We start from the raw sequence: 12,848 nt of genomic DNA, 5'->3' as shown, positions 1-12,848 counted from the left end.
GGTTTTAACTGCACCTTTTTTAGTGCTCCAATTCTTGGTCAATCACTTTTAGAATGGATTCCAACTGAAACATCAGTGGGTTGTAATGCTCCGTTTCGGTGGATTGACTTGTAATGATGAACATTAGAATATTGTTTTGGAATGCAATGGATTCCAATGCAGATAAATTACTGACAGCCTTTTCATCCACGGGGATTCCCAATTTTTCGGACATGCCCGTATTGTCCAGGATGGTTCGGATACTATGACCTTCATCCCTAAAAGCATTGACCGTACTGTTTCGTTGCTCGTCCTGCATTCGTTCTTGATTGGAAATGTCGTCTATGGTGGCGATCCAATTGGTCAGTTTTATCCGTAGAGTATTATTGGAGATATCCTTAAGGCTACCGGAATTCACCATTTCAGTGAGAAGGGAGTTGTTGGGGTTGAAGAAGATATCATAGGCAAAGGCGGTAACGAACAGTTCGGACAACTTTTCCTCCGAAGGACTTTCGTTTTGGTCCATGATCTTTACAATTTCAGTAGCTGCATTATAGCTGTTCTTATTGAACTTGATCAACTCTTCCAATTTGTATTTACTGGTCTCAAACTCTTCTTTTAAGCCTTTAAGGTATACCTGTTCTTTTTGCCGTTTTATGCTTTGTTCATTGGCATTGTTAATGGCCAAGGCAATGAGAATGCCAATCACGACAAGGACTATTTCCCCAAGGGCATATAGGAGGTAATTGCTGATTTTTTTCTCGGCGATCAGTTGTTTTCTAACTTTTCTAAAGAGCTTTAGCATAGGTGTTGGTTGGTGGTTCCGGTTGGTTTTAGGAAACTAATCTAACTATTTTTTGAACATCACACGTATTTGGCCCTATTGATACCCTATGGCTACGGATACCACCAAAGCAATGGCGGCAATCAATACAATGAGCAAGGTAGGTCTAAGGGCAAACTTCAGCCATTTGTTATAAGGGATATTGCAAAGCGCCAAAACCGCCATGAGTGCACCATTGGTGGGAACGATCATATCGGCCATAACCGCTCCATATTGATAGGCCAAAACACAGGTTTGTCTGGACACCCCTATTAAGTCTGAAAGAGGGATCAATATGGGCATGGTCAGTACCGCCTGCCCCGAATAGCTGGGTACCGGAAAGTGCAAAAACGAATGGGCAACCATCATGGAGACGGCAGATACAGAAGGAGAAAGATACTTGAGTGGCCCAAAAAGACCATATACAATGGTGTCCATGATCATGCCTTCTTTTAGGAGCAACGAAATGCTATTGGCGAGCCCCAACAGTATGGCGGCAAACATCATTTCCTTGAATCCATCAATATAGGATTCGCCGGTGCCATTGACACCCAGTTGGCCAATGAGTCCAGCCACGATGCCCAAGGCAAAGAACGAGGCAGACATTTCATTGAAATCCCAATTCAAAAATAGAAGGCCATAAATAACGCCACAGAAGGTCAATGCGAGGAGTGATAATATGATTTTGCTTCGTGTGGTCATGGACTCGTGAGCGGAAGGCATCTTTGTTTTGTCAATCCTGTTCTTGTTGGCATATCGGATAATAAAGGTTATCCATACGATAAGAACCACTGCTAAAACCACAAGCCTAAACTGACTGCCCGAAAGCAATGGGAGCCCAGCTTCTTTTTGGGCGATTATAACTGCAAACGGATTGGATGGACTAAAAGAACTGCCAATGACCGTTGATCCATAACTCATGAGTATAATGGTGAACGTATTATAGCCGAGACTTTTCCCGAACAAGAGCAAAATGGGTATCATGGCAATGACTTCTTCCTGCATGCCTATGGTGACCCCACCTGCGGTAAAAAGGACCGTGACCAAAATCAATGCCAAGGTTTCTTTGCCTTCCAAGATTTTGACCAATTTTACCAAGCCTTGGTTGAGGGCCCCGGTTTTTTCGATGACATAAAAGCAACCTCCAATCAAAAGGATAAGGACTATGGCATCTGCCCGGCCTATGATTCCTCTTGGGATGGAGAGAATCAGGTCCATAAGGGAGAGATGTTCCGAAGTGACCGTTTGGTAGGAGTCGTTTAGGACTTTTGTGGTTCCGGTTGCCTCATCCAGTATCCGTTGGTAGCTTCCCTGTGGAATGATATACGTTAGGATCCAGGCAAAAATGATGACAGCAATGAGTATGACGAAAGCATTGGGAAATTTTTTCATCCGGTTTGGTTTTGGTTATATGAAACAAAGGCTTTGGCCTTGTCTTGGTTTCAGTGGATACCAATTCCCATATGTACGGTCAAGTTCTTTCTACTTTGCTATTGGGGCTTGTTTTTCATTTTTTCCAAAAAATTGACCATTTCCTTAAGGCTATCCTGTAGTTCGTCATAGCCAATAACATCACCAATGGACATTAGGTCAAGTAAACTTTCCTTTGTTTTGGTTTTCACGGATTGCTCCAAAAAATCCAATGAATCCTGTACTTCTTGGGACGGGTTCTCAATGCGTTTCAGCATTTTGAGAGTTTGCAGTACTTCTTTTAGCATTTCTTGAGTTTATAAGTGTAAGTTATTAGATTTTTACAGATTTGCTTTGTAAGATACCTAAAACTGTTTAGTTGATCGTTATCCCCACATAATACCCTTCGCTGCCCCGTACATTGAATACGGTGTTGTCCTCAAAAATTAAATACTGTCCCTTAATGCCCTTCAGCACTCCATTGTAGCTTGGGGTTTTGTCCAAGTTGAGGCTTTTTACCTTTTCCGGGTATTGCAATACCGGAAATTCCAAATGGGTCTCCTTATCATCTTCAATAAAATATTGGGCGACTTCTTCGGGTATATAAGGTTTCAATTTGCTACGCCATTCGGTCAGGTCCAGATCTTCAATATCGTTCTTTAGCATTTTCTGCCAACTGGTCTTGTCGCTCACATGGTCTTTTAGGGCCACCTCGGTGATACCGGCCAAATAGCGGTTGGGCACTTCCACAATTTCAATGGCTTCGTGGGCGCCTTGATCAATCCAACGGGTGGGCACCTGCGATTTTCGGGTCACCCCCACCTTTACATTGCTGGAATTGGCCAAATAGACAATGTGCGGTTGTAGCTGCATCTTCTTTTCAAACTCTAGATCACGATCCTCTTGGTCCAGATGCGCTGTGCTCAACTCGGGTTTCATGATCCATTCCCCGGCAGTTGGGGTTTCATAAAAACAGGTTTTGCAGAACCCTTGTCGGTAGATGGGTCGGTCTTGTCCACAATTCAGGCATTGGAATTTGATGAAATCAATCTGAACCTCTTTGTCCAGAGCTTGGTTCATGTTGATGAAATCGTTCTCAAAGACCAAAAAATATTGGATGGGACTTCCATTTTCGGTTTGCATCTTGCGCAGGACCCCTTCGTAAAGCATAGTGGAATGAATGTTTAAAACTGATTTGAAAATGCGGGGCAGAAAAGCTATTTTAGCTATTACACCCAACTGAATTTCTTGGTTAAATATACCTAAAATGCCAATACCATTATTCAATTCCATTGCTTCTTGGTTACTACGGAAACGTTATCACCAAATTGAACTTTTTTTAAAGTACCCCTTGGATGTTCAGGATGAGGTATTGCGACAGCTGATGGATTTTTCCGAAGATACCATGATCGGGAAGCAGTACGGCTTTAAGGATATGCCCAAATATGATGAATTCAAGAACAGGGTTCCTATTGTAAGTTATGAGGATATTGCCCCGTTGATAGAACGGACCAGAAAGGGGGAACAGAACCTGTTTTGGCCTACAACCATTAAATGGTTTGCCAAGAGCAGTGGTACCACCAACGCCAAGAGCAAGTTTATTCCAGTAAGTGCTGAAGCCTTGGAGGATTGTCATTACAAGTCTAGCAAAGATTTGTTGTGTCTTTACCTGAACAATAACGAAAACTCCCAACTGTTCACAGGGAAGAGCCTTAGGCTGGGGGGGAGCAAGGAACTCTATGAGGATAACGGTACTTTTTTCGGGGACCTTTCCGCTATTTTGATTGATAACATGCCGCTTTGGGCAGAATACAGTAGCACGCCCAGCAACAAGGTTTCGCTGATGAGCGAATGGGAGTCCAAACTCGAGGCCATTATTGAAGAAAGCATCCGGGAGAATGTGACCAGTCTGGCCGGAGTGCCTTCATGGATGCTGGTACTATTGAACCAAGTATTGGAAAAGACAGGTAAGAACCATCTGTTTGAGGTATGGGAAAATCTTGAGGTGTATTTCCATGGAGGGGTTAGTTTTATTCCCTATAAAGATCAGTACAAAAAGTTGTTGCCACGAAAAAAATTCAACTATTATGAAACCTATAATGCCTCCGAAGGCTTCTTTGGGATTCAGGATAGGAACAACTCGGATGACCTGCTCTTGATGTTGGACTATGGGATTTTCTATGAGTTTATCCCCATGGATACCTATGGAAATGAGGAAAATGCCATTCCACTTTGGGAGGTGCAGCTAGGGATAAACTACGCCATGGTCATTACCACCAATGCTGGACTATGGCGCTACAAAATAGGGGATACGATTCGGTTTACTTCCAAAGATCCCTATAGGATACGGATCACTGGGCGTACCAAACATCACATCAATGCTTTTGGAGAAGAACTGATCATTGAAAATGCCGAGGAGGCCCTAAAGCAGATATGCCAGAAAACCGATGCAGAGATCATGGACTACACGGCGGCACCCATTTTTATGACCGGAAGTGAGAAAGGGGCCCATGAATGGATCATTGAGTTTAGGAAACCCCCGGAAGATATTGCCTATTTTACAGAATTTTTGGACAATGCGCTAAAGTCCTTGAACTCGGATTATGAAGCAAAACGGTACAACAACATTACCTTAAAGATGCCTAAAGTACACATGGCTAGGAAGAACTTGTTCCATGATTGGCTCAAGTCCAAAAACAAGCTGGGAGGGCAGCACAAGATTCCGCGATTGTCCAATGAAAGAGCTTATTTGGATGAGCTTCTCCAGATGAACATACAGTAAATCTTTTCTATTCTTCACCTTTCCTTGACTTTACGAAAACGTTTTCGTAAAATTTTACCTTTTATCGAACAAAGATCTCTTTTGGACAAATAAAAATGGTCTTTTTGCGTTTAATGATGAAATTTCCCCATACAAATCTTTGTATAAACACTAAACCATTACAATCATGGCAGAAAAACTCGTTGTTGTCTCAGACATGTGGGGGGCAAAGAAAGGTCTTTGGATCGCTTCCTATTTCGGATACCTCCAACAATACTATGATATCGTTTTTTACGATTGCCAACAATTGGGGAATATAGACGTTCCCGTATCCACCGAGGAGAATATCCACAAAGCTTTTGTGGAAGGTGGAATAGATACCGCTGTGGCCCATTTATTGAAAAAAGAGTCAGAACCGGCACATTACCTGGCATTTAGCACCGGCGGCACTATTGCTTACAAAGCAGCTTTGAAGGGACTGCCCATGAAATCATTGACGGCCATCTCAGCTACGCGAGTCCGATTGGAAACCGATAAGCCAGATACTTCCTTAAACTTGGTATATGGGGAATGCGATGAATTTAAACCAACCTTGGCTTGGGCGCGTAAAGTGGGTACGGATTTGAATGTTGTTCCAAATTTTGGGCATCAACTGTATTCCGATGAAAAAATCATCACCCAAGTATGTATGGGGCTTCTTGAACAGGTAACTCGTAAGGCGGTTTAAAGCTTTAAGAAACTGCTTTCAGTTTTTTTATGGTCTCGTAGGATAGTTTTTCCTCGGCATAGGCCTTGGTCACCTTGAATTCGGTATCCTCGCTACTAGGTAAAGTAAACATGGCATCGGTAAAGACCGCTTCACAAAGCGAACGTAGTCCTCTGGCACCCAGTTTATACTCCACGGCCTTTTGTACAATATAGTCCAAAGCCTGTTCAGTTATGGAGAATGTGATACCATCCATGGCAAAGAGCTTTTCATATTGCTTTATGATGGCATTTTTAGGCTCTGTTAGGATGGCTCTCAAAGTTTTTGCATCAAGAGGGTTCATGTGGGTCAGCACGGGTAACCTTCCGATGATTTCAGGAATAAGACCAAATTCCTTCAAATCTTTTGGGATGATATATTGAAGAATGTTTTCTTGGTCTAGATTTTCTTCCGCTTTTGACGCGCTGTACCCAACAGCTTGCATGTTCAAACGTTTTGTGATGATGCGCTCAATGCCATCAAAGGCTCCACCTGCAACAAACAGGATGTTTTCCGTATTGACCTCGATAAATTTTTGGTCGGGATGTTTCCGTCCACCTTTAGGTGGAACATTGACCACGGTACCTTCCAATAATTTCAACAGTCCTTGCTGTACCCCTTCTCCTGAAACATCACGGGTTATGGATGGATTATCGCTCTTTCGGGCGATTTTATCGATTTCATCGATAAAAACGATACCCCTTTCGGCTTTTTCCAAGTTGTAATCGGCGGCTTGTAGCAACCGGGTAAGTATGCTTTCCACATCTTCACCAACATAACCTGCTTCAGTAAGCACCGTAGCATCAACAATGGCTAAAGGAACATTGAGCATTCGGGCAATGGTTTTGGCAATAAGGGTCTTTCCTGTCCCAGTTTGCCCTACCATAATGATATTGCTCTTTTGAATTTCTACGTCGTTGTCTTTGCCCTTGGTCTGCAATAATCGTTTGTAATGATTGTACACTGCAACGGACATGACCTTTTTGGTACGCTCCTGGCCAATGACAAAGGTGTCCAGAAAATCCCTGATTTCCATGGGCTTTTTTAAGACCAATTCAGAAGAGAGATCTTGGTTTTTGGATTGTTTGGATTCTTCCGCAACAATACTATGGGCCTGTTCAATACAACGATCGCAAATGTGCGCATCTAGCCCTGCAATCAAAAGATTGGTTTCAGGCTTTTTTCTACCACAAAAAGAACATTCCAAATTTTCCTTTGCCATATCAATATCAAATCAACATATATGTTCAACCACTAATAACGCAAAAAAAATGGATTTGGTCTACGTTTTAGCGCTGCTTTTATTTGGTTCTTTTTCTTGATCTAAGATTTTTCCCGGACCAAAATTTCATCGATCATACCATATTCCTTGGCCTCTTTGGCCTTCATCCAGTAATCCCGGTCACTGTCTTCGTAAACTTTATCAAAAGATTGACCGGAGTGTTTGGATATGATTTGGTATAATTCATCCTTTATCTTGAGTACCTCTTTGGCTGCAATTTCTATATCACTGGCTTGGCCCTGAGCACCGGAAAGGGGTTGGTGGATCATGACCCTGGAATGGGTAAGACCACTTCTCTTGCCCTTTTGTCCCGCACAAAGGAGAACTGCCGCCATGGAGGCCGCAATACCTGTGCAAATAGTGGCAACATCCGGCTTTATGAACTGCATGGTATCATAAATGCCCAATCCCGCATATACACTTCCGCCGGGGGAGTTAATGTATATTTGGATGTCTTTGGAGGCATCTGCACTTTCCAAGAAAAGTAACTGTGCCTGTACAATATTGGCTACTTGATCATTGATTCCTGTTCCCAAAAAGATGATACGATCCATCATCAATCTGGAGAATACATCCATGGCAATGGCGTTCAATTGCCTTTCCTCAATAATGTTAGGGGTCATGTTCACGGGGTACATGCTGCTCATGATGTTGTCATAATGCATGCTATTCATGCCGTGGTGTTGGGTAGCGTATTTTTTGAATTCTTTTCCGTAATCCATGGGATGGTGTTGAATTTTTTTTAAAAAAAAGGTGCCGAAAAAACAGCTTTTCGGCACCGTAAAGATACTTAATTTTCTTTTAGCCCAAGTTTAGCTGTAGGCTTCCTTGATAAAGTCGTCATAACTGACTTCCTTTACCTTTAGATTGGCCTTTTCCTTGTATAGGTCCAATAATTTTTGGCTCATCAACTGCTCAGAGAGTCTTTTTACCTCGTCTTGGTTACCCAAAACCCTGGTGGCAATGTTCTCCAACTCTTCTTCTTTGGGGTCCATATGGCCGTATTGTGCCATTTGGGATTTAATAAAGCCTTTGGCAAACTCCTTCAATTCATCAAACTGAACCTGAAGGTCGTTTTCTTGGATGATCTTACCTTCAATAAGTTGATAGCGAAGTCCCTTTTCAGATTTTTCAAACTCTTCCTTGGCCTCATCATCGGTCAACAGTTTTTCGCCACTGATCTGAATCCATTTTTTCAAGAATTCAGCAGGAAGTTCAAACTTGGTCTCGTCTATAAGTTTTTCGGTGACATCGTTCAATAACTTTTGATCGGACTGCTGTTCAAACTGCTTTTCAGAATCTTCCTTAATACGACTTTTCAGTTCTTTTTCGGATTTGACATTGTCTTTACCGAATAATTTGTCGAATAACTCTTGATCTAGGGCAGCAGGCTCTCTTTCATTGATTTCCTCAATGGTGAAGTTAACCTCGATGTTCAATTTTTCTGCTTTGTCCGCACTGATTCCCAATGCACTGGGCAAAAGATAGTCTTCTTTAAAAAGTCCTTTTGTGGATACGGTGGCTGTCTCACCAACTTTTTTCCCGACCAAGGCATCGGTAGCTTTCTTGCTTTTTACCTTGCTAAGCTCTATGGTGGTTTTGTGTTCTATTTCCTCAGCTTCGTTCACAAAGGTTCCTGTAACTTCATCATTCTTGCCTACTTCAGTCTTGGAAACCAGTTTTCCGTATTGCTTTTGAATACGTTCCACTTGTTCATCGATCATTTTCTTGTCGGCAACAATCTTGTATTGGGTAACCGCTTTCTTTGTTTTTAGCTGTACATCAAAGTTGGGTGCCAATCCCAATTCAAATTCAAAATCAAGATTCTCACTGTCCCAATCAAAGTTTTCCTGTTGTTTAGGAAGCGGATTTCCTAAAACATCCAATTTTTCCTCAGTAAGATATTTGTTCAGATTGTCTTGCAACAGTTTGTTCACCTCATCAACAAGAACGGCCTTGCCGTACTGTTTTTTGATCAAGCCCATGGGAACCTGTCCCTTTCTAAAGCCTGGGATATTGGCTTGTTTTCTGTAGTCTTTTAGGATTTTATCAACTTTCTCCTGGTAATCCTCTTTGCTGATTTCTACCTTCACAACTGCATTGAGGTTGTCAATCTGCTCTTTAGTAATGTTCATCTCCTACCTATTTGCTATTCAAAAATGGGACGCAAAAGTAATGTATTTTCCGTTTGGCAGCAACTTTTTAAAGCCTTGAATGTCAAACAAAATGAAAACTATACATCTTCTTTGAGAATGGAATGCAAAATGGATTGTAAAAACGAAAGCAACAGGCTGAAGATTATGGCCCACCAAATACTGGTGACTTGAAAACCATCTATCAAATTCGCTGCGATAAGAATAATAATGGCATTGATGACCAGCAAAAAAAGACCGAGGGTGACAATGGTAATGGGTAGTGTCAATACTACGATGATAGGTTTTACAATAAAATTTAAAAGGCTGAGTACCACTGCCACAATAATGGCGGTTACCATGGAATCCACGCCTATGCCGGGCAGTACGTATGAAAGAATGATAACTGCCAGCGCATTCAATAAAAGTCTTAGTATCAATTTCATGGGGTCATGATTTTAGGGTTAAAAAAAAGCACCGTAAAACGGTGCCTTTAATATATGAAATTAAGTTTTTCTTAGTCAATATATAATCCTGTAAAATTTAAAGGCTCAACTTTAGGTAAATTGGAACCATATTTTGCATTGATTGCTGCGGTAAAGGCATTGGCCAGTATGGCATATCCTCTAGGGGATGGATGTACCCCATCCAATGAAAAACCACCACCGGTTGCAAAAGTGGCTGTAACCACACTTCCGTCGGTTTGCTGAAATCCAGTGGTTTTCAGCTCATTCAATAAACTATTGGCATCCACAAAGGCAAGGTCATAGGCCGTAGCCAATGCTTCAATAGTTTGGTTGTAAGCAGTAAGTGCAGTTTCAACAGAGGCTTGCTCTTCTGGCGTTAACACCCATTTGTCTGCCAAAGGCACTGCAACTCCATTAATGGAAGTTGGATTGTTGGGGTCGGCAAGTGTACCAATAAAAGTTCGGGAAGTAAGTACCATGAGGTCTTCTTCAGTAGCCTGTCTCATACTTACAAGAGCTGGATTAATGCCAGTCAAATCCGTTAAATCCTCATCAAATAAAACTACGGCATTGGTATTGCCAGGGGAAAATGTAATGGTTCTTTTAGCTATTTCCGCATCAGCTTCCTCTTGGGTAATTGCCAATTGGCTGACAAGGAAATTCAAGGCTCCCGCAACACCTGCATTGTAAGCACCATAAGATTGGTTTAAAAGTGCGGCAGTTGCTGCATCCAACGGAACTGGATTATGGGGTACAGTGGTAAAATAGGGAATGTCAGTTACATTGGGTAAATTGGCTATAACACCACTCGCTCCGTTTGCTGTCATAGCTTGTAGCATAGCATCAAGCGAGCCTGCAAATACATTGGGGTCTGTTATATCACTTCTTGAATAGCTGCTGGGATCCAAGTTTCCAGTTCGGTCAACCCCAGCGCCACCACCTGTAGCGTATAGAAGAATGTCATTGGCTCCTGTCCAAAGCGAGAAGAAGGTAGCGCCTTGCGCTGCAGCATCTCCAATCACTGTGGCGGTTTCCGAGGAAGAAAAGCGAACAAAATATGGATTGGCGGCACCTATTGCCAAAGCTGCCAAACTCCCATATCCGGGAGCGAGCAATTCATAACTTTTGGAACCTGGAACCCCCATGTTGTTGAACGACCCAGAAAGTTTGTTGGTGATTTCAGTGCTTCCTTGTCCAGAAACTGGAGTAGGGGCCGGGCCGTTTGCGGTAAAGGCCAAAATCAATCGGTTGCCTATATCCGGACTTCCATCCATGTTCAAATCTGTTTCCCCATTGATGGTAGCCCCACCAAGGTTATCGGCCATGTAGGGAATCTCAAAGGATCCTCCACCCACCAATGCGAAATTGGTGGCCAACATATTTGGGAATGATGCTTCCTGACCGGCCCTAAAAAGTGCGTTATCCGAGAATCCTGCGGTAAGCGAATTTCCTACGGCAACATATTTTGTGAAGTTTGCACTCCCTGCTGTATACTCAACCGGGGTTGGGTCGGGGTTTGTGTCGATAGGAGTGGTATCATCCTCACATGAAATCAAGAATAGGCCCAAGAATGGAAGCAAGGCAAATAACTTTTTCATATCTAAACGGTATTTTTTGAGTTAGTTTAAGTTAAACTTTGGGTTAAGCCGCATTTAACCAAATCTATGTCAAAATTGTTATACAGGCAATAAAATAGCCAAAAAAATTATGCATGCATAATAAAAAACCGTCAATTTTAGGAATTCATAAAGCGGAGTGTCTTTTCGAAAAATTGTTTTGGGTTTTCGGCATGTAGCCAATGTCCGGCATTATCCACGGTTTCTATGGATGCCTTTGGAAAGTGTTTTTTGATTTCCGGGTAGTCGCTGGGTTGGATGTATTCAGACCGGTCTCCCCGAACAAAAAGAGTTGGCCCATTAAAAAGTGAGGTCGGTCCAATGTTGTCACCAATTTCTTCCATTCTATTCTTGAGAACATCAAAATTGAACCGAAAGCCCAATCTTCCAGTTTCTATCCAATAAAGGTTTTTCAGAAGGAATTGCCGTATGCCAAAATCGGTAAGGTGTCTTGAAAGCTCCTCATCAGCCTCCTTTCTACTGGAAATTTTGTTGAAATCCAATTGCGCCAGGGCATCAACAATATATTGGTGGTGTGGGGGATAGAATTTTGGGGCAATGTCGGCAACAATGAGTTTTTTTACTTTTTCAGGATGGGAGGTAGCGAGTTGCATTGCTGTTTTTCCTCCCATGGAATGTCCTAAAATCAGGGCGGATTCAATCTGGTGGTGATCCATGTATCCAACAAGGTCGCTGCTAAGCAGCTCATAATCAAAATCAGGGGAATGGAAACTCTTACCGTGGTTTCTTTGGTCTACAAGATGTGCCTGAAACCCATTTTCAGCATATTGATTGCCTAAGGTTTTCCAATTGTCAGACATGCCTAAAAAACCATGCAGAATGATTAAGGGTTCGCCTTCTCCCAATATTTTTGAATGTAATAACTCCATTATTTTAATCGGTCTAAGTACATGTTCACCACATTTTCAATACCTAAATAGATGGATTCGCAAATAAGCGCATGCCCAATGGAAACTTCCAAAAGGTGCGGGATGTGTTCCTTGAAAAATTTAATATTGTCCAAGCTTAGGTCATGGCCTGCATTGATGCCCAATCCAAGTTCATGGGCTATTTGGGCAGCATCCACAAATGGTTTTATGCCTGCTTCCTTCTTACCCAAGGCAAAATCATGCGCAAAACTTTCCGTGTAAAGTTCAATACGGTCTGTACCGGTTTCGGCAGCTCCCCGAACCATTTGCACATCCGGGTCCACAAAAATAGAGGTGCGTATCCCGTTTTCTTTGAAGGTTTTGATAACATCGACCAAAAAATCTTTGTGTTTTAAGGTATCCCATCCAGCATTGGAGGTGATGGCGTCTTCGGCGTCGGGGACTAAGGTCACCTGGGTAGGTTTTACCTCAAGTACCAGATCTATGAACTTTGGAATTGGGTTTCCCTCTATGTTGAATTCGGTAGAGACCACCTGCTTCAGGTCACGGGCATCTTGATAACGGATATGTCGCTCATCTGGCCGTGGGTGAATGGTAATGCCTTCTGCTCCAAAGGACTCAATGTCCTTGGCGGAGGTGATTAAATTGGGTACATTGCCGCCCCTCGAATTCCGTAAGGTTGCCAGTTTGTTTATATTAACGCTTAGCTTTGTCATGAACTTCTCTTTAGGTGGACAAAAATA

13 protein-coding genes are annotated in these 12,848 nt (G+C 42.4%); 2 read left to right on the top strand and 11 right to left on the bottom strand.

The annotated features are described in order from the left end of the window. Nucleotides 1-19: 19 nt before the first annotated feature. The 4 genes from EZV76_RS10975 to EZV76_RS10960 form a co-directional block, all read right to left on the bottom strand. Nucleotides 20-784, bottom strand: coding sequence for a DUF6090 family protein (locus EZV76_RS10975; RefSeq protein ID WP_136566588.1), 765 nt, complete (start codon nucleotides 782-784; stop codon nucleotides 20-22). 75 nt (nucleotides 785-859) lie between these two features. After that, the gene (locus EZV76_RS10970) at nucleotides 860-2,194 is read right to left on the bottom strand and encodes a YfcC family protein (RefSeq protein ID WP_136566587.1); all 1,335 of its coding nucleotides are present in this window, start codon (nucleotides 2,192-2,194) and stop codon (nucleotides 860-862) included. A 98-nt stretch (nucleotides 2,195-2,292) separates the two neighbouring features. Continuing rightward, nucleotides 2,293-2,520, bottom strand: coding sequence for a hypothetical protein (locus EZV76_RS10965; protein WP_129654857.1), 228 nt, complete (start codon nucleotides 2,518-2,520; stop codon nucleotides 2,293-2,295). Nucleotides 2,521-2,587: 67 nt separating this feature from the next. Next, complete coding sequence (locus EZV76_RS10960; RefSeq protein WP_136566586.1) at nucleotides 2,588-3,382, bottom strand: DUF2797 domain-containing protein; 795 nt, start codon at nucleotides 3,380-3,382, stop codon at nucleotides 2,588-2,590. Nucleotides 3,383-3,479: 97 nt separating this feature from the next. On the opposite strand from EZV76_RS10960, the gene EZV76_RS10955 reads away from it, so the two are divergent. Continuing rightward, complete coding sequence (locus EZV76_RS10955; RefSeq protein WP_136566585.1) at nucleotides 3,480-4,994, top strand: GH3 auxin-responsive promoter family protein; 1,515 nt, start codon at nucleotides 3,480-3,482, stop codon at nucleotides 4,992-4,994. Between the two features lie 166 nt (nucleotides 4,995-5,160). Further along, a complete protein-coding gene (locus tag EZV76_RS10950; RefSeq protein ID WP_136566584.1) occupies nucleotides 5,161-5,700 on the top strand; it encodes a hypothetical protein in 540 nt (179 codons plus the stop codon). Between the two features lie 4 nt (nucleotides 5,701-5,704). On the opposite strand, the gene clpX is transcribed toward EZV76_RS10950, so the two are convergent. The 7 genes from clpX to EZV76_RS10915 form a co-directional block, all read right to left on the bottom strand. Continuing rightward, on the bottom strand, nucleotides 5,705-6,940 hold the full coding sequence (gene clpX / locus EZV76_RS10945; RefSeq protein WP_136566583.1) for an ATP-dependent Clp protease ATP-binding subunit ClpX: 1,236 nt from the start codon (nucleotides 6,938-6,940) through the stop codon (nucleotides 5,705-5,707). Between the two features lie 101 nt (nucleotides 6,941-7,041). Continuing rightward, nucleotides 7,042-7,722 carry an ATP-dependent Clp endopeptidase proteolytic subunit ClpP gene (clpP, locus tag EZV76_RS10940; protein WP_136566582.1) on the bottom strand — a complete coding sequence of 227 codons (681 nt, stop codon included), beginning with the start codon at nucleotides 7,720-7,722 and terminating at the stop codon, nucleotides 7,042-7,044. Between the two features lie 90 nt (nucleotides 7,723-7,812). Next, entirely contained in the window at nucleotides 7,813-9,135 is a 1,323-nt protein-coding gene (tig, locus tag EZV76_RS10935; protein ID WP_136566581.1) for a trigger factor, read from the bottom strand. A gap of 98 nt (nucleotides 9,136-9,233) precedes the next feature. Continuing rightward, nucleotides 9,234-9,578 carry a phage holin family protein gene (locus EZV76_RS10930; RefSeq protein WP_136566580.1) on the bottom strand — a complete coding sequence of 115 codons (345 nt, stop codon included), beginning with the start codon at nucleotides 9,576-9,578 and terminating at the stop codon, nucleotides 9,234-9,236. Nucleotides 9,579-9,649: 71 nt separating this feature from the next. Then, nucleotides 9,650-11,197, bottom strand: coding sequence for an SGNH/GDSL hydrolase family protein (locus EZV76_RS10925; RefSeq protein ID WP_136566579.1), 1,548 nt, complete (start codon nucleotides 11,195-11,197; stop codon nucleotides 9,650-9,652). Nucleotides 11,198-11,334: 137 nt separating this feature from the next. Continuing rightward, complete coding sequence (locus tag EZV76_RS10920; protein ID WP_136566578.1) at nucleotides 11,335-12,105, bottom strand: alpha/beta fold hydrolase; 771 nt, start codon at nucleotides 12,103-12,105, stop codon at nucleotides 11,335-11,337. After that, nucleotides 12,105-12,821 carry a pyridoxine 5'-phosphate synthase gene (locus tag EZV76_RS10915; RefSeq protein ID WP_136566577.1) on the bottom strand — a complete coding sequence of 239 codons (717 nt, stop codon included), beginning with the start codon at nucleotides 12,819-12,821 and terminating at the stop codon, nucleotides 12,105-12,107. Before EZV76_RS10915 ends, EZV76_RS10920 begins: the two co-directional genes overlap by 1 nt. Nucleotides 12,822-12,848 lie beyond the last annotated feature (27 nt).

Source organism: Flagellimonas alvinocaridis (genome assembly GCF_004916895.1).
Classification (GTDB): domain Bacteria; phylum Bacteroidota; class Bacteroidia; order Flavobacteriales; family Flavobacteriaceae; genus Flagellimonas; species Flagellimonas alvinocaridis.
This window is presented reverse-complemented; position numbering and strand designations above follow the sequence as displayed.